This window comes from Vibrio parahaemolyticus, assembly GCF_900460535.1.
Classification (GTDB): Bacteria; Pseudomonadota; Gammaproteobacteria; order Enterobacterales; family Vibrionaceae; genus Vibrio; species Vibrio parahaemolyticus.
The window spans coordinates 495,692-520,194 of the sequence record NZ_UHIL01000001.1 but is presented as its reverse complement, the minus strand read 5'-3'; the positions used below and the strand labels follow the sequence as shown (position 1 = coordinate 520,194).

The 24,503-nt window shown below is 45.7% G+C and carries 34 protein-coding genes; 7 read left to right on the top strand and 27 right to left on the bottom strand.

All coding sequences use genetic code 11. The annotated features are described in order from the left end of the window. Together DYB02_RS02780 and DYB02_RS02775 are read left to right on the top strand one after the other, a co-directional pair. On the top strand, positions 1-495 hold the full coding sequence (locus DYB02_RS02780) for a DUF3299 domain-containing protein (protein WP_005479671.1): 495 nt from the start codon (positions 1-3) through the stop codon (positions 493-495). Positions 496-812: 317 nt separating this feature from the next. Continuing rightward, the gene (locus DYB02_RS02775) at positions 813-1,718 is read left to right on the top strand and encodes a TIGR03899 family protein (protein ID WP_029804468.1); all 906 of its coding nucleotides are present in this window, start codon (positions 813-815) and stop codon (positions 1,716-1,718) included. Positions 1,719-1,808: 90 nt separating this feature from the next. Here DYB02_RS02775 and cysC read toward each other — a convergent pair whose 3' ends face one another. From cysC to cobA, 5 genes are all read right to left on the bottom strand, one after another. Next, positions 1,809-2,426, bottom strand: coding sequence for an adenylyl-sulfate kinase (gene cysC / locus DYB02_RS02770; protein WP_005454655.1), 618 nt, complete (start codon positions 2,424-2,426; stop codon positions 1,809-1,811). 24 nt (positions 2,427-2,450) lie between these two features. After that, positions 2,451-4,175, bottom strand: a complete 1,725-nt coding sequence (locus DYB02_RS02765; RefSeq protein ID WP_005454668.1) for an SLC13 family permease — start codon at positions 4,173-4,175, stop codon at positions 2,451-2,453. Positions 4,176-4,406: 231 nt separating this feature from the next. Beyond that, the gene (gene cysN / locus DYB02_RS02755) at positions 4,407-5,837 is read right to left on the bottom strand and encodes a sulfate adenylyltransferase subunit CysN (RefSeq protein ID WP_005454657.1); all 1,431 of its coding nucleotides are present in this window, start codon (positions 5,835-5,837) and stop codon (positions 4,407-4,409) included. Positions 5,838-5,855: 18 nt separating this feature from the next. Then, entirely contained in the window at positions 5,856-6,764 is a 909-nt protein-coding gene (cysD, locus tag DYB02_RS02750; RefSeq protein ID WP_005454659.1) for a sulfate adenylyltransferase subunit CysD, read from the bottom strand. 59 nt (positions 6,765-6,823) lie between these two features. After that, entirely contained in the window at positions 6,824-7,699 is an 876-nt protein-coding gene (cobA, locus tag DYB02_RS02745; RefSeq protein ID WP_021447805.1) for a uroporphyrinogen-III C-methyltransferase, read from the bottom strand. Positions 7,700-7,965: 266 nt separating this feature from the next. Between cobA and cpdB the strand changes: the two genes are divergently transcribed. Both cpdB and DYB02_RS02735 read left to right on the top strand, forming a co-directional pair. Next, positions 7,966-9,927 carry a 2',3'-cyclic-nucleotide 2'-phosphodiesterase gene (gene cpdB / locus DYB02_RS02740; protein ID WP_029804470.1) on the top strand — a complete coding sequence of 654 codons (1,962 nt, stop codon included), beginning with the start codon at positions 7,966-7,968 and terminating at the stop codon, positions 9,925-9,927. Positions 9,928-10,035: 108 nt separating this feature from the next. After that, positions 10,036-10,608, top strand: a complete 573-nt coding sequence (locus DYB02_RS02735) for a Crp/Fnr family transcriptional regulator (RefSeq protein ID WP_005496941.1) — start codon at positions 10,036-10,038, stop codon at positions 10,606-10,608. Positions 10,609-10,666: 58 nt separating this feature from the next. Here the strand turns inward: DYB02_RS02735 and dbpA are convergent, their stop codons facing one another. After that, on the bottom strand, positions 10,667-12,046 hold the full coding sequence (dbpA, locus tag DYB02_RS02730) for an ATP-dependent RNA helicase DbpA (protein ID WP_005454697.1): 1,380 nt from the start codon (positions 12,044-12,046) through the stop codon (positions 10,667-10,669). A gap of 146 nt (positions 12,047-12,192) precedes the next feature. On the opposite strand from dbpA, the gene DYB02_RS02725 reads away from it, so the two are divergent. Then, a complete protein-coding gene (locus DYB02_RS02725; protein WP_017449007.1) occupies positions 12,193-12,654 on the top strand; it encodes a GNAT family N-acetyltransferase in 462 nt (153 codons plus the stop codon). 66 nt (positions 12,655-12,720) lie between these two features. On the opposite strand, the gene DYB02_RS02720 is transcribed toward DYB02_RS02725, so the two are convergent. After that, positions 12,721-13,320, bottom strand: a complete 600-nt coding sequence (locus tag DYB02_RS02720; RefSeq protein WP_020904298.1) for a LysM-like peptidoglycan-binding domain-containing protein — start codon at positions 13,318-13,320, stop codon at positions 12,721-12,723. 232 nt (positions 13,321-13,552) lie between these two features. Between DYB02_RS02720 and bamJ the strand changes: the two genes are divergently transcribed. Both bamJ and DYB02_RS02710 read left to right on the top strand, forming a co-directional pair. After that, on the top strand, positions 13,553-14,173 hold the full coding sequence (bamJ, locus tag DYB02_RS02715) for a BamJ family beta-barrel-assembly machinery protein (protein WP_005496936.1): 621 nt from the start codon (positions 13,553-13,555) through the stop codon (positions 14,171-14,173). A 139-nt stretch (positions 14,174-14,312) separates the two neighbouring features. After that, entirely contained in the window at positions 14,313-14,792 is a 480-nt protein-coding gene (locus DYB02_RS02710) for a DUF2780 domain-containing protein (RefSeq protein WP_029807270.1), read from the top strand. 138 nt (positions 14,793-14,930) lie between these two features. Here the strand turns inward: DYB02_RS02710 and rplQ are convergent, their stop codons facing one another. From rplQ to rplP, 20 genes are all read right to left on the bottom strand, one after another. After that, the gene (gene rplQ, locus DYB02_RS02705) at positions 14,931-15,311 is read right to left on the bottom strand and encodes a 50S ribosomal protein L17 (protein WP_005383141.1); all 381 of its coding nucleotides are present in this window, start codon (positions 15,309-15,311) and stop codon (positions 14,931-14,933) included. A gap of 26 nt (positions 15,312-15,337) precedes the next feature. After that, positions 15,338-16,330 (bottom strand): DNA-directed RNA polymerase subunit alpha, encoded by a 993-nt coding sequence (locus tag DYB02_RS02700; RefSeq protein ID WP_005383143.1) that lies wholly within the window; start codon positions 16,328-16,330, stop codon positions 15,338-15,340. A gap of 24 nt (positions 16,331-16,354) precedes the next feature. Continuing rightward, on the bottom strand, positions 16,355-16,975 hold the full coding sequence (gene rpsD, locus DYB02_RS02695) for a 30S ribosomal protein S4 (protein ID WP_005383146.1): 621 nt from the start codon (positions 16,973-16,975) through the stop codon (positions 16,355-16,357). 27 nt (positions 16,976-17,002) lie between these two features. After that, the gene (gene rpsK, locus DYB02_RS02690) at positions 17,003-17,392 is read right to left on the bottom strand and encodes a 30S ribosomal protein S11 (RefSeq protein ID WP_001118870.1); all 390 of its coding nucleotides are present in this window, start codon (positions 17,390-17,392) and stop codon (positions 17,003-17,005) included. 18 nt (positions 17,393-17,410) lie between these two features. Continuing rightward, positions 17,411-17,767, bottom strand: a complete 357-nt coding sequence (rpsM, locus tag DYB02_RS02685; RefSeq protein WP_005450559.1) for a 30S ribosomal protein S13 — start codon at positions 17,765-17,767, stop codon at positions 17,411-17,413. A gap of 149 nt (positions 17,768-17,916) precedes the next feature. Beyond that, the gene (gene rpmJ / locus DYB02_RS02680; protein WP_000868186.1) at positions 17,917-18,030 is read right to left on the bottom strand and encodes a 50S ribosomal protein L36; all 114 of its coding nucleotides are present in this window, start codon (positions 18,028-18,030) and stop codon (positions 17,917-17,919) included. A gap of 38 nt (positions 18,031-18,068) precedes the next feature. Next, positions 18,069-19,403 (bottom strand): preprotein translocase subunit SecY, encoded by a 1,335-nt coding sequence (secY, locus tag DYB02_RS02675; RefSeq protein WP_005481401.1) that lies wholly within the window; start codon positions 19,401-19,403, stop codon positions 18,069-18,071. Between the two features lie 20 nt (positions 19,404-19,423). Next, complete coding sequence (gene rplO / locus DYB02_RS02670) at positions 19,424-19,858, bottom strand: 50S ribosomal protein L15 (RefSeq protein WP_005450562.1); 435 nt, start codon at positions 19,856-19,858, stop codon at positions 19,424-19,426. 5 nt (positions 19,859-19,863) lie between these two features. Further along, positions 19,864-20,040 (bottom strand): 50S ribosomal protein L30, encoded by a 177-nt coding sequence (gene rpmD / locus DYB02_RS02665; protein ID WP_000201159.1) that lies wholly within the window; start codon positions 20,038-20,040, stop codon positions 19,864-19,866. Positions 20,041-20,047: 7 nt separating this feature from the next. Next, entirely contained in the window at positions 20,048-20,551 is a 504-nt protein-coding gene (rpsE, locus tag DYB02_RS02660) for a 30S ribosomal protein S5 (protein WP_005435090.1), read from the bottom strand. Between the two features lie 14 nt (positions 20,552-20,565). Further along, the gene (gene rplR, locus DYB02_RS02655) at positions 20,566-20,919 is read right to left on the bottom strand and encodes a 50S ribosomal protein L18 (RefSeq protein ID WP_005435088.1); all 354 of its coding nucleotides are present in this window, start codon (positions 20,917-20,919) and stop codon (positions 20,566-20,568) included. 9 nt (positions 20,920-20,928) lie between these two features. Then, positions 20,929-21,462 (bottom strand): 50S ribosomal protein L6, encoded by a 534-nt coding sequence (gene rplF, locus DYB02_RS02650; protein ID WP_005455654.1) that lies wholly within the window; start codon positions 21,460-21,462, stop codon positions 20,929-20,931. A 12-nt stretch (positions 21,463-21,474) separates the two neighbouring features. Then, positions 21,475-21,867 (bottom strand): 30S ribosomal protein S8, encoded by a 393-nt coding sequence (rpsH, locus tag DYB02_RS02645; RefSeq protein ID WP_005455656.1) that lies wholly within the window; start codon positions 21,865-21,867, stop codon positions 21,475-21,477. Positions 21,868-21,896: 29 nt separating this feature from the next. Further along, the gene (gene rpsN, locus DYB02_RS02640; protein ID WP_005455658.1) at positions 21,897-22,202 is read right to left on the bottom strand and encodes a 30S ribosomal protein S14; all 306 of its coding nucleotides are present in this window, start codon (positions 22,200-22,202) and stop codon (positions 21,897-21,899) included. 17 nt (positions 22,203-22,219) lie between these two features. Then, positions 22,220-22,759, bottom strand: a complete 540-nt coding sequence (rplE, locus tag DYB02_RS02635) for a 50S ribosomal protein L5 (RefSeq protein WP_005455660.1) — start codon at positions 22,757-22,759, stop codon at positions 22,220-22,222. A 23-nt stretch (positions 22,760-22,782) separates the two neighbouring features. Beyond that, the gene (rplX, locus tag DYB02_RS02630; RefSeq protein ID WP_005455662.1) at positions 22,783-23,100 is read right to left on the bottom strand and encodes a 50S ribosomal protein L24; all 318 of its coding nucleotides are present in this window, start codon (positions 23,098-23,100) and stop codon (positions 22,783-22,785) included. 13 nt (positions 23,101-23,113) lie between these two features. Beyond that, positions 23,114-23,485, bottom strand: coding sequence for a 50S ribosomal protein L14 (gene rplN, locus DYB02_RS02625; RefSeq protein WP_005489425.1), 372 nt, complete (start codon positions 23,483-23,485; stop codon positions 23,114-23,116). 162 nt (positions 23,486-23,647) lie between these two features. Further along, positions 23,648-23,902 carry a 30S ribosomal protein S17 gene (gene rpsQ / locus DYB02_RS02620; RefSeq protein ID WP_005461671.1) on the bottom strand — a complete coding sequence of 85 codons (255 nt, stop codon included), beginning with the start codon at positions 23,900-23,902 and terminating at the stop codon, positions 23,648-23,650. Beyond that, positions 23,902-24,093 carry a 50S ribosomal protein L29 gene (gene rpmC, locus DYB02_RS02615; protein WP_005379576.1) on the bottom strand — a complete coding sequence of 64 codons (192 nt, stop codon included), beginning with the start codon at positions 24,091-24,093 and terminating at the stop codon, positions 23,902-23,904. The genes rpsQ and rpmC overlap by 1 nt, the downstream gene beginning before the upstream one ends. Continuing rightward, positions 24,093-24,503, bottom strand: a complete 411-nt coding sequence (gene rplP, locus DYB02_RS02610; RefSeq protein ID WP_005379577.1) for a 50S ribosomal protein L16 — start codon at positions 24,501-24,503, stop codon at positions 24,093-24,095. The genes rpmC and rplP overlap by 1 nt, the downstream gene beginning before the upstream one ends.

Sequence of the window (24,503 nt, the reverse complement as noted above, 5' to 3'; positions counted from 1 at the left end):
ATGTGGAAAAAAGTTTTAGCCAGTTGCTTACTCGCGATTGCATTTACGACGCCGGTCATGGCGAGTGATGAGCCATTAACGCTCGACTGGATCGATCTGGTTCCTGAAGCGGAACGTAAGCTGTTCGACAGCGTGGGGATGCCCGCATCTGATCACAGTGGTGGCGCGGCGCAGCAATCAAAAATCGGTAACGTCAGACCAGAACTCAATGGCAGTCAGGTCAAAATCCCTGGCTTCGTGATTCCTCTTGAGGGAGATGCCAACACGGTGACGGAATTTTTGTTGGTGCCGTATTTTGGGGCGTGTATCCACGTACCACCACCACCACCAAACCAAATCATTTACGTGAAATTTCCGAAAGGCGCACCAGTACAGGAACTTTGGGATGTCATTTACGTGGTGGGAACGTTAAAAACCGAAACCATTAACCATGAACTGGCAGAAACAGCGTATGTGATTGAAGGTTCAAAAATCGAAGCCTACGACGATATGTAGTCGTCGATTTCGAGGTACACCAAAGGCGTCGCATCGGCGCCTTTGTCATCTTTAAATGTTAAACAATGTAGCGCGATAAGTACGCTAACACGCCCACATAAAGAATCAAAAGAAACGCTATCGACAGGTGCTTTTTCAGTTTACTTGCTTCCGAGAACTTCATCGCCCCTCCAAAATAACGATAACAATTTTAACAACTCATTATCATTTTGGATAGACCTATTCCTTCAAAATCTGAGACGCTCTCTCTGGTCGCCTCGCGGATTAAGGTGTAAATTGAGGCAAGCGTCAAACGCAAGCTCTTGGTAGGAAAATACATGGCAGAACCAACTAAACAACCTGTAGTGATTGAACACCAGCCTAATACGCAGAAAAACGGTCACCACGACAAGAAAACGGGTTACATCAAAGACAGTGCGAGCAGAATTAAAAACATCGCTCAATCTCATGGCCTCGACGCTCTGTTGCAAACTGACCCTCCTGCCAAATCCGCATTAGAAAGAGCACAACTGCGAGACCAACGACGCCAAGAGCAAAGACAAAAAAACCTTGAGCAAATCCTAAAACTCGCGCACAGCGCTTGCCGCGATGAAACCGCAGGTGAACCCGATCAAGATTGGTTGTATCGATTTTTTGATATGGCCCAAGACATCCACAACAGTTCAATGCAGAAGTTGTGGGCGCAAGTAATGAAGCGTGAAGTGACCAACCCAGGTTCCACGTCGATGAAAGCGCTGAAAGTCCTTAAGGATATGTCCCCAAAAGAAGCGCAAACACTACAAAGAGCAGCCTCTTTGGCGTGCAGTTTTGGCGGCGATAACAGTAAAAAGTTATTGATAGGCTATAAGGCACATGGCGGAATATTCAACTTTGGTAAACGAGATACCACCAGCAATCTGAATATGGGCAGCTTTCAATTGCCGTACTCAAGTCTATTAGTATTGATTGAATTGGGGTTACTGCATAGCACAGAACTGGAATCAGGAGAGATCGGCATTGAAACGCCATTGATACTGGCATATCAAGGCAAGAATTTGTCTCTGCAAGTGAATATGAAGGGCATCCGTCTGCTGTACTACCGTTTCACGCCGACGGGTAACGAACTGTGCAAACTGCTTGGCAACAAGCCAAATTCCCAGTACTACGATCAAATGCTCGCCTTGTTAAATCAAAAGTTTAGCGTAAGCACCGAAGCAAGCAGCAGCGTGAACTATACCGTTTAGTTTCGCTCTAGGAGCTTTAGGTCACCTATGATCTAAAAGCTCCTCAAGCATTACACGAGGCTTTTTTCCACCCATGATCCAAAAGCTGAGTTAGCTGATCACACGACGCTGTTTAAGCTCATTCAAACACAACTCAACCAACTCTTCGACGCTCTTCTCGCCTGCTGGCAAATCAATTTCTGGATTGATTGGCGCTTGATATTCTGAATCAATACCCGTGAAATTTGGGATCTCACCTGCTCGCGCTTTTTTGTATAAACCTTTTGGATCTCGTCCTTCGCACACTTCGAGAGATGCATTCACAAACACTTCAATGAACTCACCTTCGGGCAGTAAATCGCGAACGAGTTGACGCTCAGCACGGTGAGGAGAAATGAACGCAGACAACACAATCAAACCCGCATCTGCCATCAGTTTCGCCAACTCGCCAATACGACGAATATTTTCACGACGATCTTGTTCAGAAAAGCCTAGATCACTACACAGGCCATGACGAACATTATCACCGTCCAACAAATAAGTGTGGTAACCCAACTCAGCTAAACGATTCTCCAGCGCGCCCGCGACGGTTGACTTACCTGCACCAGATAAACCAGTAAACCAAAGCACTGCTGGTTTCTGTTTTTTCAGCTCAGCACGAAACTGTTTATCAACCGTGTGCTGATGCCAGACAATGTTTTCATCTTTTACCGGTGTTTCAGCGGTCATAACGAATCCTTGTATTTATCGGAATTAAAACGGAAAGAAGACCGGAATTAATGTCAGTACCAATACGGAATACACAATCGAAATCGGCACACCAATTCGCACATAGTCGGTCAATTTGTAATTACCTACACTGTAAACCAACAAGTTGGTTTGATACCCGTAGGGAGAAATAAAGCTCGCGCTTGCGCCAAACAATACCGCCATAATAAATGGCATCGGATCCACTCCGTACCCGACAGCCATGCTATAGCCAATCGGAAATGCTAACGCGGCAGCGGCATTGTTGGTCACCAATTCAGTCAGCACCAAGGTCATGATGTATGTGGCCACCAGCGCACCAAATACGCCCCAGCCGTTAAAGGCTTCGATAAACATTTCGCCCATCCTGACGGACAAGCCCGATGAAATCATCAGCTGCGCAATAGAGAGCGCAGAGCCCACAATCACCACAATATCAATGGGAAAACGGCGGCGAAGCTCAGAGATTTGCACTATGCCAAACGCAATAAGTGCAATGATGTATACCGCGAGCCCTTTAATGATTGGCACAAGTTCAAGTAGTGCACAGGCGATAACCGCAGCAAAACCAATCAACACAATCGTCGATTTATTGGAGTCCAAACGTGCGCTGGAATCTAAGTCGTGCACTAACACAAATTCTTTACGGTGCGCTCGACGCTCAGACTCGAAACGCTTGCCCGGCACCAACACTAAAGTATCGCCCGGAGCTAAGGTAATACTGCCCAATCCACCTTCCAAACGCTCATGCCCACGACGAATGGCGACAACAACCGCATCAAAACGATCGCGGAAGCGGCTTTCTTTCAAGGTCTTATGGCAGAAGGTTGCAGATGAGCTGACCACCACTTCAATAAAGTTTTGACCATTCAAATGCTGTTGCCCAAATAGCGTCAGCCCCGGAATTTCTTGCAAGGTCGCCACACTTTCGACATCGCCACAAAACAACAGACGATCTTTCGCTTTCAGCACGAAGTCGGGGCCAACTGACGATACCGTCACGCCATCACGAACCACCTCTGCAAGAAACAACTTACGCAGTGCACGCAGATTGTTTTCACTGATGGTACGGCCAACCAAAGGTGAACCAGGTTCAACACGAGATTCAAGGAAATACGGTAAGTCTTCTTGGTTTTGGTCATCGTAACTTGGCAGCAAATAGCTCAGCGGAATAAGAATTAAAAGACCACCCGCTAAGACAGCCAAGCCAATCATCGTCGGAGTAAAAAAGCTCAGACTCGGTAGCCCTGCATCTTCCACAAAGCTATTAATAATAAGGTTGGTCGAAGTACCAATAAGCGTTAATGTGCCGCCAAATATCGCCGCGTAAGAAAGTGGAATCAGTAGCTTAGAAGGCGCGTGCTGTTGATTGCGTTTAATCGCACCAATCAAAGACACAACAACGGCCGTATTGTTGGTAAAGGAAGACAGTAAGGCGGTCGATAACCCAAGCTTGGCGATCACACTGCCTAAATGACCTTCTGAAATACTACGGCTCACCCAACTGATCAGTAACGTTTTTTCTAATGCACAAGAAGCGAGAATCAGCAGGACCAAAGTTAACAATGATGAGTTGGTAAAGTTCGCAGCAATGGTCGTGGAATCCATCATTCCCGCCATGAAAGCAATAAAGGCTGCACCAGCAAAAACGTAGCTCGGCTTAATCTTAGTCACAAGCAAACAAGTGATAATGCCAAGCAAAATCGCTAATACAAATCCTTGTTCCCACATAGCCTTTCCTTACCAAACAGCCCGAAACGAGCGAAACAAACCGCAACACAACGACAGTGTGTAGAGCGATAAAACAAGTAACCAGAGCAAAGCAAAGCGAAAAAGAGTGCCAGAATGCTCAGTTTTCTTGGGCTTCACTGAACATTCCGGTGTTAGAGGCAGCCTAACCGCATTTCGCACTCGGTTAGGCTGTGAACCTAGACACTAATAACGTCCCTAGGTTTACTGCCATTACTTCTTGAGTAACTGGCTTAGGTCTTTAGCTTCCCAATGCGGGAAGTGTTTGCGAACAAGGGCGTTCAACTCAAGTTCAAAGGCAGATACATCAGCTAAACCGCGTTCAAGCTCTGTTAAGCTTTCTTTCACCATACCAGCACCAACGGTCACATTAGTTAGGCGATCGATGATGATGAAACCACCGGTATCTGCGCAGTCTTGGTAATTGTCCAAAGCTACTGATTCATTGAGCGACCACTCACACAAACCAATGCCATTTAGAGGCAGTTCCGCAGCACCATGTGTCGACAAGTTATTGATGTCGTACTGGTGACGAATCGACTCTACGTGACCAACGGTCTTCTTACCTGCAATCTTGATGTCGTAATCACGACCAGGTTGCAACGGCTGCTCAGTCATCCACACCACATCGGCAAGCAAATGGTTGGTGGTTTGCACTTGCGCGTTCTCAAGCACGATCAAATCACCACGGCTGATGTCAATTTCATCATTCAGAGTCAGCGTAACGGCTAGACCAGCTTGCGCTTCTTCAATGTCGCCATCGAAGGTCACAATGCGAGCGACAGTCGACGTTTTACCGGACGGCAATGCTTTGATGGCATCACCGACTTTCACAGAGCCAGACGACACCGTGCCCGCAAAGCCACGGAAATCAAGGTTAGGACGATTCACGTACTGAACAGGGAAACGGAATTCACCCGCACCTTTTTCGTAGTCCACATCCACCGTTTCTAGCAACTCAAGCAACGATGGACCTTCAAACCAGTTCAGGTTCTGTCCTTTATCCACTACGTTGTCGCCTTCCAGCGCTGAAATCGGGATAATTTGAATATCAATATCGCCAGTTAGATTTTCAGAAAACTTCAGGTACTCATCACGAATTTCTTCGAAGCGCGCTTGTGAGTAATCCACCAAATCCATCTTGTTGATTGCGACAACAAAATGTTTCAAGCCCAATAGGTTTGAAATGAAAGAGTGACGACGCGTTTGATCCAAAATGCCTTTACGGGCATCCACTAAAATCACCGCTAAATCACACGTCGATGCGCCTGTCGCCATGTTGCGCGTGTACTGCTCATGTCCTGGGGTATCAGCAATAATGAACTTACGCTTTTGCGTCGAGAAGTAACGGTAAGCAACATCGATTGTGATGCCTTGTTCACGCTCAGCCTGCAGACCATCGACAAGCAACGCCAAATCGGGCTTTTCACCCGTCGTACCAACGCGTTGGCTATCTGAGTGAACCGCTGCTAGTTGGTCTTCATAAATTTGTTTTGAGTCATGGAGTAAGCGACCAATCAGGGTGCTTTTTCCATCATCCACAGAACCACAAGTCAGAAATCTAAGCAGAGACTTGTACTGATGTTGTTTTAAATAGCCTTCGATACCAAGCTCGGCTAATTGAGCTTCAACTGCACTGTTCATTCTCTTTCCTTAGATCTTTTAGAAGTAACCTTGACGTTTCTTGAGTTCCATCGATCCTGACTGATCGTGGTCGATCGCGCGGCCTTGACGCTCACTTGAGGTCGCCACCAACATCTCTTCAATGATGCCCGTCAGCGTATTCGCTTCAGATTCAATCGCACCTGTCAGCGGATAACAGCCCAACGTACGGAAACGCACGCTTTTCTCTTCAATTACTTCACCCGGTTGAAGCTCCATACGGTCATCATCCACCATGATCAGCATGCCATCGCGTTCGACAACCGGACGCTTATCAGCAAGATAAAGCGGGACAATTTCGATGTTCTCTAGATAGATGTATTGCCAGATATCAAGCTCGGTCCAGTTAGAAAGTGGGAACACTCGAATGCTCTCGCCTTTATTCACTTGACCGTTGTAGGTTTTCCAAAGTTCTGGACGTTGGTTTTTCGGATCCCAGGTATGGTTCTTGTCACGGAACGAATACACTCGCTCTTTTGCGCGTGATTTTTCTTCATCACGACGAGCGCCACCAAAAGCAGCATCGAAGCCATATTTGTTTAGCGCTTGCTTAAGACCTTGCGTTTTCATGATGTCCGTATGCTTTGACGAGCCATGAACAAACGGGCTACATCCCATTGCGATGCCTTCTGGGTTCTTATGAACCAAAAGCTCAAAACCGTATTTTTCCGCAGTACGATCACGGAATTCGATCATTTCGCGAAATTTCCAATCGGTATCCACATGCAGCAGCGGAAATGGGATCTTACCTGGGTAAAACGCCTTACGCGCCAAATGCAGCATCACTGATGAATCTTTACCAATCGAATACATCATGACTGGGTTATCAAACTCAGCAGCAACTTCGCGGATGATATGAATACTCTCCGCTTCGAGTTGTTTAAGGTGAGTTAAACGTTGTTGGTCCATGTTTTGTATTTCCTTTTTAAGCTTGAAGGCGCGTTACGTCTCTAATCTTTGGACTGAAATTATATGGAGTTGGCAATAGCACTTTTGTTGAAATCAGTACTAGACAAAAACCAATCTAACTTTTGAGACAATCGCACTACCTCTCCTACGACAATCAAAGATGGCGCCTGAGCTTCCTTCGATAAATCAGATAGTTGGGAAAGTTCTCCCGTAAAAACTTTTTGCTGAATTTGCGTACCGCGCTCGATAATAGCAATCGGAGTTGAAGCCGCTCTTCCGTGCTGAATGAGCTGATTCTGAATATAGTGTGATTTCATGAGTCCCATGTAGATCACTAAAGTCTGATTACCACGAGCCAGTGTTGACCAATCCATCTCATCACTTTCTTCTTTTAAGTGACCAGTAACAAAAATGGCCGATTGAGCATAATCACGGTGCGTCAACGGAATGCCAGCATATGCTGTTGCTCCTGCTGCGGCAGTAATACCAGGCACCACTTGAAAACGAATGCCAGCATCAGCCAAAACTTCTAGCTCTTCTCCACCGCGACCAAATACGAAAGGATCACCGCCTTTTACTCGTACTACTCGGTAGCCTTGCTTAGCAAAATCAACCAAAAGTTGATTTGTCTTTTCTTGCGGTACACTGTGGTGCCCTGCACGCTTGCCAACACAAACTAAAATCGTATCGCTTGGGATCAGCGCCATGATCTCTTCAGACACCAAATAGTCGTACAAGACCACATCCGCCTGTTGTAAACAGTTCAGTGCTTTAATAGTGAGAAGTTCAGGGTCGCCAGGGCCAGCACCAACCAATGCCACTTCGCCTGGTTTGAGTGACTGCTTTACAAAACGAGTGACGCCAGACACTTGGTTGTCAGAAACCAACCTCGGCTTTTGTACAGGTAAAGGAGTGACTGAATCGTTCGTTGCCATGTGCTTGCTCATCGTCCATTGATATTGTGATGCAGGCATTATGGCGGGGTGTTTTTATTACCTGAAATTCTAAAATTTCATTTTTTATTCAAAAATCTGCTAAGAAGTTTTTGTTTGGTCTCATTCAAAATCGTGAAAAAGTCGGCGTTTAATATGAAAATGGTTTAGTAAAATGTCGTTGATTCACAGTTTTCTGCACCTTAATCATTAAGTTGCATTAAAATTCGTTACACTCGACTTCCTATCCCATTAAATTGGAGCACCTCATGAAAATGGCAGTTAATCCTATTTCCGTCGCAGTTTTGAGTGGCATGTTGACGCTTGCAGGGCCAGCAATGGCAGACACGATCAAGCTTCGCATTATTGAAACCACTGACATCCACACCAACGTGATGGATTACGATTACTACAAAGACCAACCATCACAACAAATTGGTTTGAGCCGCGCAGCCACATTAGTTAAGCTGGCAAAATCCGAAGTGGAAAACAGCGTGTTGGTCGACAACGGCGACTTAATTCAAGGTAGCCCGATGGGTGACTACATGGCAGAAAAAGGCATACAGGCTGGAGAAGTTCATCCTGTGTACAAAGCCATGAACCAATTGCACTATGATGTGGGGAATATTGGTAACCATGAATTCAACTATGGTTTGGACTTCCTACAAAATACGCTGGCCGGCGCGAACTTCCCCTACATCAACGCCAATGTGTTTGATAAGAAAACTGGCGAGCATTACTTCCAACCTTACCTGATCAAAACACACAGTTTTAAAGATACCGATGGCGAAGTTCATCAAGTAAAAGTGGGTTACATCGGGTTTGTTCCACCGCAAATCATGGTTTGGGATAAGAAAAATCTTGAAGGCAACGTGGTTGCCAAAGACATCAAAGAAACTGCAGAAAAGCTGATTCCGCAGATGAAGAAGGAAGGTGCGGACATTATTGTCGCGATTCCGCATTCAGGGGTTTCAACCGATCCATATAAACTAGGTGCGGAGAACTCGGTGTACTATTTAACGCAAGTGAAAGGCATTGATGCCATTGCGTTTGGTCACTCTCACGCAGTCTTCCCAGGCAAAGGATTTGAGAATCTACAAGGCGTAGACAACAACAAAGGCACCATCAACGGTGTCACTGCCGTCATGCCTGGCCGTTGGGGTAGCCACGTGGGAGTCATGGATCTGGTCATCGAGCAAAAAGACGGCCAATGGCAAGTAGTGGAAGGACAATCTGAAGCTCGACCAATTTTCGACAAAGCGACTAAGAAATCGCTTGCAGAAGCAGACCAAGGCATCATTAAAGCACTCGAAGACGATCACAAAGGCACCCGAGAATTCGTTAACCAACCAATTGGTAAAGCGAATGACGTGATGTACAGCTTCTTGGCTTTGGTGCAAGACGACCCAACAATCCAAATCGTTAACCTTGCACAAAAAGACTACGTTGAACGTTTCATTCAAGGCGATCCAGACCTTGCTGACATTCCAGTTTTGAGCGCGGCAGCGCCGTTTAAAGTAGGCGGACGTAAAGATGATCCGAACGGCTTCACTGAGGTAGAATCTGGCCAACTGACTTTCCGCAACGCCGCCGACTTGTACCTATACCCAAATACGCTCGTCGCAATGAAGGTGAAAGGCAAAGAAGTACATGAATGGCTAGAGTGCAGCGCAGGCCAATTCAAGCGCATTGATGTCAATACGACTCAGCCACAATCGTTAATTGATTGGGATAACTTCCGTACGTACAACTTTGACGTGATTGATGGTGTGGAATACCAAATCGACATCACTCAACCACCGAAGTACGACGCGAATTGTAACGTCATTAACCCGGACTCCCAGCGTATCGTGAATCTGACTTTCAATGGCAAACCAGTTGATCCGAAACAAGATTTCATCATCGCGACTAACAATTACCGCGCGTACAGCAATACCTTCCCTGGCACTGGTCCGAACTTCATTGCATTTGACTCTCCAGACGAAAACCATTCTGTGGTTGCTGCGTACATTTCTCGCGTCAGTGAGGAAAAAGGCGAAGTCACGCCAAGCGCTGACAATAACTGGTCGTTCGCACCAATTAAGTCAGACAAAAAACTGGATATTCGCTTTGAAACCTCACCGAGCGAAAAAGCTTCGAAGTTTATCCAAGACAAAGGCCAATACCCGATGAAACGCGTCGCAACTGACGAAGTGGGCTTTGCGATTTATCAGATCGATTTAAACAAATAAGCGACTCCATGTTCAAACTAGCGGCTCCTCTGTGAGCCGCTTTTTGTTACTGCGCAAAGCAGTTAAGATAGTTCAAATGCGCTAACCCTTTCACTGCAGATAACCTTCATGCAAAACGACGTATTTTTCGATCTCACTCAACATGGCTTTTCAGAAGACGAAGCCTCACAACTCATGGTCTATGGACAAGAGTTAGAATTACCCACTAGACACATTCTTAGCCATCAAGGTGAATTTAGTTCACACATCTACTTCATTCTGAAGGGGTTATGTCACGCAAGCTATCTCACAGAGAAAGGCAAAGAATTCAGCAAAGAGTTTTATTGGGAAAAGGACTGGGTGATCGGCTTTGAAAGCGTGATAAAAGATCAACCTTCACCGTACTTATTGGAAACACTGACCGCATGTCATTTATTCTGTTTGCCTATCGAGGCATTACATCAATGGCGCGCCGAAAAGCACTCAATTTACCTAAAATTGCTCGAAACGCAATTGATGAACAAAGAGAATAAAGAACGTTTCATGCTGTTGTATTCACCTGAGGAACGTTATCAGTTATTTTGCCACCACTACCCAGATTTAGAACAACGTATTACCGATAGCCAAATTGCGGCTTACCTCGGCATTACAGCTATCAGCTTGAGCCGTATTAAAGCGCGTTTAGCAAAAGACAGCGAATAAGAGACGTACCAAACAAAAAAGGCTCTTCCAACGAAGAGCCTTTGTTCAATCTAATGACTTATTTAAGAAGACGCGCTCGAAACTGACGCCCTTTCATCTTACCCGTACTGATAATTTGCAATGCTTTCTTCGCGGCAGACTTTTCCACAGCAACGTAAGAACGCACAGGGAACAAATGAATCTTGCCCACTTGCGCACCTGGGATGCCATTTTTGCCAGTCAAACAACCAAGAATATCGCCAGGACGAACTTTTTGCTTCTTGCCGCCATCAATGTTGATGGTCACCATCTTCGCTTGGTATGGCTGCTGATTTGATTTCGCTGGCAAGGTCGCGGGTACCACATCCATCTCTAAGTACTCTTCGATACGAGCAACACGTAGACCGTCTTTTTCACCAAAGAAGCTGAACGCCAAACCTTTACTGCCTGCTCGGCCAGTACGGCCAATACGGTGCACGTGCACTTCTGGGTCACGAGACAGCTCAAAGTTGAACACAGCATCAAGATTGTCCACATCCAAACCTCGTGCCGCCACGTCCGTTGCCACAAGAATAGAAACGCTCTTGTTCGCAAATTGCACCAGTGCTTGATCACGTTCACGCTGTTCAAGATCACCGTGAATATCGATCACGCTAAAGCCACGATGGTGTAATTCATCCGCAACATTTTGAACCTCTTTCTTCGTATTACAGAACACCACCGCCGACTCTGGTTGGTAAGTCAAAAGAAGATTCGCTAGCGCCTCATCACGCGCTTCAGTTCCTTCTACTTTGTAGAAGTATTGAGCAATGCTGGAAGTATCGTGAGTCGATTCAACCTTGATCATCTCTGGCGATTTCATAATACGCTGAGCGATTTTCTCGATCTTCTCTGGGAATGTGGCGCTAAACAGCAATGTCTGACGCTGTTTAGGCGCCGCATTAATAATTGCATCTAAAGCATCTTGGAAGCCCATTTCTAGCATACGATCGGCTTCATCCAGCACCAATGTATTCAACTCTTCCAAGTTAATACGGCCTTTCTCAAGGTGATCCAGAATACGCCCCGGAGTACCAACAAGGATATGTGCACCATGCTCTAACGAACCAATTTGCGGTCCCATCGGCATACCGCCGCACAACGTAAGTACTTTAATGTTATGGATACCACGCCCTAGCGTTCGAATTTCTTTAGCAACTTGATCCGCCAGTTCGCGAGTCGGACACAGCACCAAAGCCTGCACGCGAAATCGTTTTACGTTTAGATTTGATAGCACGCCAAGACCAAACGCCGCTGTTTTACCCGAGCCCGTTTTACCCTGACCAATTACGTCACGCTGATTCAAAATCGCCGGTAAGCTTAACGCTTGAATTGGCGTCATATGGGTGTAGTTCAATGAATCCAGCGTTTCTAGTAGCGCTGGGTTCAGGCCTACTTGGTCAAAAGTTTGTTTGCTCACAGGGAAATATCCTCAGGTGGGATGAAAAAGAGGGCACATTATCGCCAGATTTTCTGGGAAGACCAGTGAAAATTAACCATTGTTAATGAGTATTGAAACAAAAGCGAGTACATTCAGGCACTCTACTATCATTATGGACGACGGACATGACCACTTGGATCACTTTGCCTTTTGCTCAACTAACTACCTTACAACTGTATGAGATGCTGCGCTTACGCGTCGACGTGTTCGTCGTCGAGCAAACTTGCCCGTACCCGGAGCTAGATGGTAAGGATATTATTGACGGCGTTCATCACCTACTCGGCTACCACAATGATGAATTAGTTGCCTGCGCTCGGCTTCTGCCAGCTGGAACCACTTACGATAACGTCAGTATTGGCCGAGTCGTAACCAAACAAACAGCCCGAGGTGGTGGCTTAGGCCATCGGCTAATCACACAAGCCATCCAAGCATGTTCTACGTTATGGCCCGAAAAAACCATAGACATTGGTGCACAAGAACATCTTATCGATTTTTATGCTCACCATGGATTTGAAGTTATGTCTGACAGTTACTTAGAAGATGGAATTCCACACGTAGACATGCGCAGGAAGCATTCGACTCAATAAACCTCTACAAAACTGCAATAAAAAAGACGCGAGATGATCGCGTCTTTTTTAAATCTACAACGGAAACTATTTGTTTCTGCCGAAGCTGCCATCCGATAGACGGAAGAACATAACCGAATGATCGCTCTTTTCCAGTTGCAACATATCTAACTGGCCGTTTTCTGAGAGTTTAAAACGGATGAGTTGCCCCTGCTTGATATGGCTCAGTGGTTTATCGCTTCCTTCTATTTTTACTAAGGCGCTAAGGTCAGCCATAGAAAGCTGATTGTTGCGAAAAACTTGAGCTAACGTATCACCATTCTTCACATGGTACTCTTTCCAGTCTTCTGACTTAGGCCCCGAGTTTTGCGACGTACGTTGCTGACTCAGGCTTTGCGCATTTAACTGGATCGCAACACGCTGGCTATCCACTTCACCCTGCTGTTCGACTAACGCTTCCGTCTTTTTCGGTAACGGTACAATCAGAAGTAGAAGTAATAATGGCATTAACACCATCAAAGCTCGTTGATGGAATTTAGGTAAGCGCTGCCAAAATGCCTTGATTGGTTCTACACGTTCCAACCACTTACTTTTGTTGAACGGCTGCTTCCAGTTGATAGCAGCGAACTTTTGTTTGACCAACTCGACGTAGTCGACTTGCTGCTTTTTCTTTCTGCGACGATTCATGTTGATGTGTCCCTTAATACTTCTACTACCAGTATAAAAATACCAGCGCGGAGAGTATATGGTTTTAACTAAAGTAAAATGGAATTTGGTTTAAATTAGCAGAAATTTCACTTGGAGTAAGAGATAAGTCACACGCTGGATGGTCAGATAACGCAATCGGCAGCAATTATTTAAACCTAAGCTCGAAACTGATATCCTGTTGCCTTTATCACTCCTAATAAGAGCGACATTCATGTCTGAAATTAAATTTGAAACTGCAGAACAAAAAGCAAGCTACGGCATTGGTCTGCAAATGGGTCAGCAACTAGCTGGCTCTGGTCTTGAAGGCCTTAGCGTTGACGCTATCGCTGCGGGTATCGCAACAGCATTGACTGGCGAAATGCCATCAATCGAAATTGACGAAATCAACAATGCACTTCAAGAGCTACACACTCGCGCAGAAGCAGCTCGTCAAGAAGCAGCTAAAGCAGCAGCAGCTGATGGTGAAGCGTTCCTAAAAGACAACGCTCTACGTCCAGAAGTTAATGTTCTTGAATCTGGCCTACAGTACGAAATCATCAATGAAGGTACTGGCGAAATCCCAACAGCTGATAAATCTGTACGTGTTCACTACCACGGTGAACTAACAGACGGCACAGTATTCGACAGCTCTGTATCTCGCGGCCAACCAGCTGAGTTCCCAGTAACTGGCGTAATTAAAGGTTGGGTTGAAGCTCTACAACTAATGCCTGTAGGTTCTAAGTGGAAACTATACATCCCACAAGACCTTGCGTACGGTGAACGTGGCGCAGGCGCTGCAATCCCTCCATTCGCAGCACTAGTATTCGAAGTTGAGCTACTAGACATTCTATAATTGAGACTTTTCTCAATGACCTACATAAAGCGGCGCATTAGCGCCGCTTTTTTTATAAAATAATAGAAGTTATCAGTCAGATGACCTTCAAAAAATAAATACAACAAATAAGTTAAATCGCTCAACCGTCGGAGGTACTATGCGTAAAACTCTCCTAACTTTAGCTCTCCTATCAGTGAATATTGGCAGCGCACATGCGTTTTTGGACACTGTCGTAGATAAGAGCAGCAAAAATGGTCTTATGGATATGGTAAGCCAAGGCCTAAATGCAGAATCTTCACCTCTTACTGAGCTACTAACGAGTCAGCTACCAGTTTCGACAGAACAAGCTGCAGGTGGCAGCAGTGCCCTAATTGCACTTGCTCAAAGCCAACTGTCTCAACAAAACAGCACGGAATTGCAGTCATTGGTCCCTGGATTATCCAACTTGAAAGGTGCACAAAGCCTGTTAGGTAACATCGAAAGCTTGAGTGCCGTACAAAGCGCATTTAATGCACTAGGACTAGACCCATCGATGATCAGCCAATTTGCACCAGTGATTTTAGGTTACCTAAATGAGCAAGGAGCAAGTGAGGGATTATTGAAGTCTTTAAGCGGTCTATGGACGAGCGGTAAGTAATTTCGCTTTAAGCGAAATCCCCACCGAAATAGAAGTAAAAAGAATGGGAACATACAAACAGTAGGCTCCCATTTATGAGCAAATTACAGATACAAAAAAGCCGAGCTAACGCTCGGCTTTCTCGTTCTTACGAACTGATTACTCAGCAGCTTCTTCAGCAGCTGGGCGATCTACAAGCTCAATGTAAGCCATTGGAGCTTTATCACCAGCACGGAAGCCAGCTTTTAGGATACGAGTGTAACCGCCCTGACGAGCAGCAAAACGTGGACCTAGTTCGTTAAATAGTTTTGCAACTACTTCGTTGTCACGAGTACGTGCAAATGCTAGACGACGGTTAGCAACACTGTCAGTCTTAGCTAGTGTAATCAAAGGCTCAACTACGCGACGTAGCTCTTTTGCTTTTGGCAAAGTAGTCTTGATAACTTCATGACGTACTAGAGAGCTAGCCATGTTGCTAAACATCGCTTTACGATGTGAGCTGTTGCGGTTGAGTTGACGACCACTCTTACGATGGCGCATGACCTAATCCTTCTAACTAGTATCGATTAATCTTCAGCGATTGATGCAGGTGGCCAGTTTTCTAGGCGCATGCCCAGAGACAGACCACGTGACGCAAGTACGTCTTTAATCTCAGTAAGAGATTTTTTACCAAGGTTAGGCGTTTTAAGTAGCTCAACCTCAGTACGTTGTACTAGATCACCGATGTAGTGAATCGCTTCTGCTTTCAGACAGTTAGCAGAGCGAACTGTTAGTTCAAGATCGTCTACAGGACGCAGTAGGATCGGATCGAATTCTGGCTTCTCTTCCTTCTCCTCAGGAACACGTACATCACGAAGATCTACGAATGCATCCAATTGTTCAGCTAGGATAGTAGCTGCACGACGGATTGCTTCCTCAGGTTCTAGAGTACCGTTTGTTTCCATATCGATAACAAGCTTGTCTAGATCAGTACGCTGTTCTACACGAGCTGCTTCTACAGCGTAGGCAATTTTGTCTACTGGGCTGTAAGTAGCATCTACTAGTAGGCGACCGATAGGACGCTCGTCTTCTTCATTATGGATACGCGCAGAAGCTGGAACATAACCACGACCACGTTCAACTTTAATACGCATTGCGATTTCAGCGTTGTCATCCGTTAGGTGACAAATAACGTGTTCAGGGTTAGCGATCTCTACATCACCGTCATGGGTGATGTCACCTGCAACCACAGGGCCCGAGCCTGATTTGTTCAAAGTAATGAACACTTCATCTTTGCCTTCAGCTACACGCACTGCCAAACCTTTAAGGTTTAGAAGGATTTCAAGAATATCTTCTTGTACGCCTTCTTTAGTGCTGTACTCATGAAGTACGCCTTCAATTTCTACTTCTGTCACTGCACAACCAGGCATAGAAGATAGAAGAATACGGCGAAGTGCATTACCCAGAGTATGACCAAAGCCACGCTCTAATGGCTCAAGAGTTACTTTTGCGTGAGTCGAGCTGATTTGTTCGATGTCAACTAGACGTGGCTTAAGAAATTCTGTTACAGAACCCTGCATTGTGTCCTCTCTTTAGTTTAAACCTTACTTAGAGTAAAGCTCGACGATCAATTGTTCGTTGATGTCAGCTGATAGATCAGAACGCTCAGGCATACGCTTGAATGTACCTTCCATCTTGCCACCATCTACTTCAATCCAAGTTGGTTTTTCACGTTGTTCAGCAACTTCTAGAGCTGCTTTGATACGAGCTTGCTGTTTAGCTTTCTCGCGAATAGAAACAACGTCATTAGCCGCTACTTTGAAAGAAGGAACGTTTACAACTTTACCGTTAACTAGGATAGCTTTGTGGCTAACTAGCTGACGTGCTTCTGCGCGAGTTGCGCCAAAGCCCATGCGGTAAACTACGTTATCAAGACGACCTTCAAGAAGCTGAAGCAGGTTCTCACCTGTGTTGCCTTTAAGACGTGCAGCTTCTTTGTAGTAGTTACGGAATTGTTTTTCTAGAACGCCGTACATACGACGAACTTTTTGCTTCTCACGAAGCTGAACGCCATACTCAGATAGACGACCGCGACGAGCGCCGTGTACACCTGGTGCGTTATCAATTTTACACTTGGTATCGATCGCGCGAACACCAGACTTAAGGAATAAGTCAGTGCCTTCACGACGGCTAAGCTTCAGCTTAGGACCCAAATATCTTGCCATGATTCTTCTCCAATAGTCCTAGAAACGTTATACGCGACGTTTCTTAGGTGGACGACAACCGTTATGAGGGATTGGTGTAGCATCAACGATGTTTGTGATGCGGAAACCAGCTGCGTTCAGTGCGCGAACAGTAGATTCACGACCTGGACCAGGACCCTTAACCATAACTTCCAAGTTCTTTAGACCGTATTCTTTAGCCATTTCAGCACAACGCTCAGCAGCAACCTGTGCAGCGAACGGAGTAGACTTACGAGAACCACGGAAACCAGAACCACCTGCAGTAGCCCATGCAAGAGCGTTACCTTGACGGTCAGTAATGGTTACGATTGTGTTATTGAAAGAAGCATGGATGTGCGCAACGCCATCTGCAACTTGCTTGCGTACGCGCTTACGAGCGCGAGTTGGTTGTTTAGCCATTGTACTCTACCTTCCCGATTATTTCTTGATCGGCTTACGCGGACCCTTACGGGTGCGAGCGTTGGTTTTAGTACGCTGTCCACGTAGCGGTAGACTGCGACGATGACGAAGACCACGGTAACAGCCAAGGTCCATAAGACGCTTGATGTTCATAGATACTTCACGACGTAGATCACCTTCTACAGTGTACTTAGCTACACCATCACGCAGTTGATCGATCTGCTCTTCAGTTAGTTCACTGATCTTAACATCTTCAGCAATACCCACTTCAGCTAGGATAGCTTGAGAGCGAGTTTTACCGATGCCGTAGATCGCCGTTAGAGCGATTACAGCGTGTTTCTGATCAGGAATGTTAATGCCTGCTATACGGGCCATTATTCACTCCTAAGTGTTTCTATAAAAGAATTAGCCGCAGCAAAGCCCGTTATGGATACGCTGCGGAATACTACTTCTTTTGCACGCAAAAGGTAGGCCGAGGAATATACTCGACCCAACCTTCATTTTCAAGTAAAAATTTCTGCTAATTAGCCTTGGCGCTGTTTGTGCTTTGGCTCACTGCAAATCACGCGAACGACACCGTTACGCTTGATTACTTTACAGTTACGGCAGATTTTTTTAACGGAAGCACGAACTTTCATTGCTAAACTCCGTAAATGAAACTGAGTCTACCGCCGGATTAACGGCCGTAGCCTTTCAGATTCGCTTTCTTCAACACAGAATCATACTGTTGAGACATCAGATGAGTCTGTACCTGTGCCATAAAGTCCATAATTACAACAACTACGATTAGTAGTGATGTACCGCCGAAGTAGAAACGTACGTTCCACGCGACCATCATGAACTCGGGAATCAGACAGATAAAGGTAATGTACAGTGCACCAGCAAGGGTAAGACGTGTCATTACTTTATCGATGTACTTCGCTGTCTGCTCACCTGGGCGGATACCGGGTACGAATGCACCAGACTTCTTCAAGTTATCTGCTGTTTCACGCGGGTTGAAAACCAACGCCGTGTAGAAGAAACAGAAGAAGATAATTGCTGCTGCATATAGCATTACATACAATGGCTGACCTGGGCTAAGAGCCAAAGACACGTCAGTTAACCAACCGAACGCGCTGCTCTCACCATTCTGACCAAACCACTGAGCCAGTGTTCCTGGGAACAGGATAATGCTTGATGCGAAAATCGCTGGAATAACACCTGCCATATTAATTTTAAGTGGTAAGTGAGAACTTTGTGCAGCAAATACTTTACGACCTTGTTGACGCTTCGCGTAGTTAACGACGATTCGACGCTGACCACGTTCCATGAAAACAACGAAGTAAATTACTGCAAAAGCTAATACCGCGATTAGCAACAGAAGAAGTACATGCAATTCACCTTGACGCGCTTGCTCGATTGTTTGACCGATTGCAGAAGGCAATCCAGCAACAATACCTGCAAAAATTAGTAACGAAATACCGTTACCAATTCCACGCTCTGTAATTTGTTCACCTAACCACATTAGGAACATGGTGCCGGTTACTAAACTTACGGTAGCAATTAGCGTAAACATGGTTTGGTTGATAACAACCAGATTGTCGACCATGTTTGGTAAGCCTGTTGCGATACCTATAGCCTGGAAGGTTGCAAGTACAAGCGTGCCGTAGCGTGTGTATTGGCTGATCTTACGACGGCCTGCTTCACCCTCTTTTTTGAGTTCAGCTAACGCTGGATGAACTACAGTTAGCAATTGGACAACAATAGATGCCGAAATATACGGCATGATGCCCAATGCTAATATAGATGCACGCTCAAGAGCACCACCGGAGAACATGTTAAACATTTCAACGATGGTACCTTTTTGCTGTTCGAACAAATCGGCAAGTACAGCAGCGTCAATACCAGGAATCGGCACAAAAGAGCCGGCTCGGAATACTAAAAGTGCACCAATTACGAATAACAAGCGCGACTTTAGTTCACTTAAGCCGCTCTGAGCACTACGAAAATCTTGTCCTGGTTTCTTAGCCATCTGTACCTCGTTCCTCGAGATTATTCCTCGATTTTACCGCCTGCAGCTTCGATTGCAGCTTTAGCGCCTTTAGTCACACGTAGACCTTTAACAGTCACTGCTTTGTTAATTTCACCAGAAAGAACAACTTTAACGAATTCGATGTTCTTAGTGATGATGTTAGCAGCTTTAAGGCTGTTTAGATCAACCACGTCACCAGAAACTTTCGCTAGCTCAGCTAGACGAACTTCAGCAGACACTAGGCTCTTACGAGAAGTGAAACCGAATTTTGGTAGACGTTGTTTCAGAGGCATCTGACCGCCTTCGAAACCTGGACGAACTTTACCGCCAGAACGTGATTTTTGACCTTTGTGACCACGGCCACCAGTTTTACCTAGGCCAGAACCGATACCACGGCCTACACGCTTAGGAGCATGTTTAGAGCCAGCAGCCGGTGCAAGAGTATTCAAACGCATTCTGATTACTCCTCAACTTTAACCATGTAGTAAACCTTGTTGATCATACCGCGTACGCACGGAGTATCTTCAAGTTCTACTGTGTGGTTGATTTTACGAAGACCTAGACCACGCAAAGTAGCTTTGTGCTTTGGTAGGCGGCCAATTGAGCTTTTAGTTTGAGTTACTTTAATAGTTGCCATGGTGTTCTTACTCCGAAATAGCTTCAACAGTTAGACCACGTTTAGCAGCAACCATTTCTGGCGACTTCATGCTACCTAGTGCATCGATCGTTGCACGAACGATGTTGATAGGGTTCGTTGAACCGTATGCTTTAGATAGTACGTTGTGTACACCAGCAACTTCTAGTACTGCACGCATCGCACCACCTGCGATAACACCAGTACCTTCTGCTGCAGGCTGCATGTAAACTTTAGAGCCCGAGTGGCGACCTTTCACTGGGTGGTGAAGAGTGCCTTCGTTTAGAGCGATCGTAGTCATGTTACGACGCGCTTTTTCCATTGCTTTTTGGATCGCTGCAGGTACTTCACGAGCTTTGCCGTAACCGAAACCTACACGACCATTACCGTCACCAACTACTGTTAGTGCAGTGAAGCTCATGATTCGACCGCCTTTAACCGTTTTAGAAACACGGTTAACTGCGATTAGCTTTTCTTGCAAATCATTCGCTTGAACTTGTTGTTCTTTAGCCATCTTCCAACCCTACCTTAGAATTTCAGACCAGCTTCGCGAGCAGATTCTGCTAGCGCCGCTACTCGACCGTGGTATTGGAAACCAGAACGATCAAATGCAACTGCAGTTACGCCTTTTTCAAGAGCGCGTTCTGCAACAGCTTTACCTACTGCTTTAGCTGCATCAACGTTACCAGTGTATTTCACTTGCTCACGGATCGCTTTTTCTACAGTAGAAGCTGCTGCGATAACCTCAGAGCCGTTAGCCGCGATAACCTGTGCGTACACGTGACGAGGAGTACGGTGTACAACTAGGCGAGTCGCACCCAGTTCTGCAATCTTACGACGTGCGCGTGTAGCACGACGGATGCGAGATGCTTTCTTATCCATAGTGTTACCTTACTTCTTCTTAGCTTCTTTAGTACGCACATTTTCATCTGCGTAACGAACACCTTTACCTTTGTAAGGCTCAGGTTGACGGTAAGAACGAATGTCAGCCGCAACTTGACCAACTAGTTGTTTGTCACAACCAGTAATCACGATTTCAGTTTGGCTTGGACATTCAGCTTTGATACCCGCTGGCAACTCGTGCTCAACTGGGTGTGAGAAGCCTAGTGTTAGACCTACAGCGTTGCCTTTGATAGCAGCACGGTAACCAACACCTTTAAGAGTTAGCTTCTTAGTAAAGCCTTCAGTAACACCAACAACCATGTTGTTAACTAGTGCACGAGCAGTACCTGCTTGTGCCCAAGCGTTAGCAACACCTTCTTTAGGACCGAAAGTTAGGTTGTTTTCTTCCTGAGCGATAACTACAGCGTCGTTTAGTACGCGAGTTAGTTCGCCTTTAGCACCTTTTACAGTGATTTCTTGGCCGTTTAGTTTCACCTCTACGCCAGCTGGAATAGCGACAGGTGCTTTAGCAACACGAGACATATTCTACTCCTATTAAGCTACGTAGCAGATGATTTCACCACCAAGACCTGCTTTACGTGCAGCGCGGTCTGACATAAGACCCTTGGAAGTAGAAACGATAGCAATACCAAGACCACCCATTACAGAAGGAAGTTCATCTTTCTTCTTGTAAACACGTAGACCTGGACGAGAAACACGTTTAAGTTGCTCGATTACTGGTTTAGCTTGGAAGTACTTAAGAGTTACTTCTAGCTCAGGTTTTGCTTCGCCTTCAACAGCGAAGTCAACGATGTAACCTTCAGCTTTTAGTAGTGCAGCAATTGCAACTTTAAGCTTTGAAGAAGGCATTTTAACAGCAACTTTGTTTGCTGCCTGACCGTTACGAACGCGGGTCAGCATATCCGAAATCGGATCTTGCATGCTCATATGATTTACTCCAAATGATTAAGTGGCAATTACCAGCTAGCCTTACGAAGACCCGGAATCTCGCCTTTCATGCAAGCTTCACGAACCTTAATACGGCTTAGACCGAACTTACGTAGGTAACCGTGTGGACGACCAGTTTGGTTACAACGGTTGCGCTGACGTGATGCACTTGAATCACGTGGAAGAGATTGCAGTGTAAGAACTGCGTTCCAACGATCTTCTTCAGATGCGTTTACATCGCTGATGATAGCTTTTAGCGCTGCACGCTTTTCAGCGAACTTAGCTACTAGCTTTGCACGTTTAGCTTCACGTGCTTTCATTGATTGTTTAGCCATAACAGTAACCCTTCACCTTACTTACGGAATGGGAAGTTAAAGGCAGCCAGCAGAGCACGGCCTTCCTCATCAGTACCAGCAGACGTCGTAATAGTGATGTCTAGACCGCGTACACGATCAACTTTATCAAAGTCGATTTCCGGGAAGATGATTTGCTCGCGAACGCCCATGCTGTAGTTACCGCGACCGTCAAAAGACTTAGCGCTAACACCACGGAAGTCACGTACACGTGGAAGAGCGATGTTAATCAAACGCTCAAGAAAATCCCACATACGTTCGCCACGCAAGGTTACTTTACAACCGATAGGGTAGCCTTCACGGATTTTGAAACCTGCAACAGATTTACGCGCTTTAGTGATAAGTGGCTTTTGACCAGAGATCGTTGCCATATCAGATGCTGCGTTTTCTAGCAGTTTCTTATCGTTGATTGCTTCACCAACACCCATGTTTAGGGTGATTTTCTCGATTCTAGGGACTTGCATGACGCTTGTGTAACTGAACTGTTTGGTCAGTTCAGCGACTACAGACGACTTGTAGTAATCATGCAGTTTCGCCATAGTAGAACTCCAAATTACTTCTATTAGTTAGAAACGGTTTCGCCGTTAGACTTGAAGAAACGAACTTTTTTGCCGTCTTCAAAACGGAAACCGATACGGTCAGCTTTACCAGTAGCTGCATTAAAGATAGCCACGTTAGAAACATCGATTGCTGCTTCTTGCTCTACGATACCGCCTTGGATACCTAGTGCAGGAACAGGTTTCTGGTGTTTCTTAACAAGGTTGATACCTTCAACGATAACTTTACCAGTTGCTAGGACCTTAGTTACTTTACCTTTCTTGCCTTTGTCTTTACCAGCAAGAACGATTACTTCGTCATTACGACGGATTTTAGCTGCCATTTCTACGTGCTCCTTACAGAACTTCTGGAGCCAGTGAAACGATCTTCATGAACTTATCGCCACGAAGTTCGCGTGTCACAGGACCAAAGATACGTGTACCGATTGGTTGCTCAGTAGTGTTATTCAACAGTACGCAAGCATTTCGGTCGAAGCGAATGACAGAACCGTCAGGACGACGTACGCCTTTACGGGTGCGCACTACAACCGCCTTCATAACGTCACCTTTTTTAACTTTACCGCGAGGAATTGCTTCCTTAACAGTAACTTTGATGACGTCACCGATATGTGCATAACGGCGGTGTGAGCCACCCAGAACCTTAATACACATTACGCTGCGTGCGCCTGAGTTATCAGCTGCGTCCAGCATACTTTGCATTTGGATCATGTTAGTGCTCCGCTAAATATTAATAACTAGACCCATCACGGGTCGGGCTGCCTCTTTATAAGGGACGCGAATTGTACCACCCTTTTCTGTGATTGGGTAGTCAAAAAATAAACGGCTCCAAAAATATTTTTGGAGCCGTTTCTTATCATAGAAGAGTGAAGATTACATCTTCGCCTTTTCTACAACTTTCACCAAAGTCCAAGACTTAGTCTTAGACAGTGGACGACACTCTGCGATTTCAACAGTGTCGCCAATGCCACACTCGTTGTTTTCGTCATGTGCGTGTACTTTAGTCGTACGTTTAACGAACTTACCGTAAATTGGGTGTTTTACGAAACGTTCGATTGCAACAGTGATAGACTTGTCCATCTTGTCGCTAACAACACGACCTTGTTGAGTACGTTTTACTTCGCTCATTATGCGCCTGCCTTCTCAGTCAAAACAGTTTTCACACGTGCGATATCACGGCGTACAGCTTTCAGAGTATGAGTTTGCTGTAGTTGACCAGTTGCAGCTTGCATGCGCAAGTTGAACTGTTCACGTAGCAAATTCATTAGCTCAGCGTTAAGCTCTTCAACGCTTTTCTCGCGTAGATCTTGTGCTTTCATCACATCACCTGCTTAGTTACAAATGTAGTTTTGAAAGGCAGTTTACGTGCCGCTAGACGGAACGCTTCACGTGCCAATTCTTCAGGTACACCACCCATTTCGTACATAACCTTACCAGGTTGGATTTGGGCTACCCAGTACTCAACGTTACCTTTACCCTTACCTTGACGAACTTCTAGTGGTTTTTCTGTGATTGGTTTGTCTGGGAACACACGGATCCAGATTTTACCTTGACGCTTAACGTGACGTGTCATTGCACGACGTGCCGCTTCGATTTGACGAGCAGTTAGACGACCACGGCCAACAGCTTTAAGACCGAATTCGCCGAAGCTTACATCAGTACCTTTAGCTAGACCACGGTTACGACCAGTCTGAACCTTACGGAACTTAGTACGTTTAGGTTGTAGCAT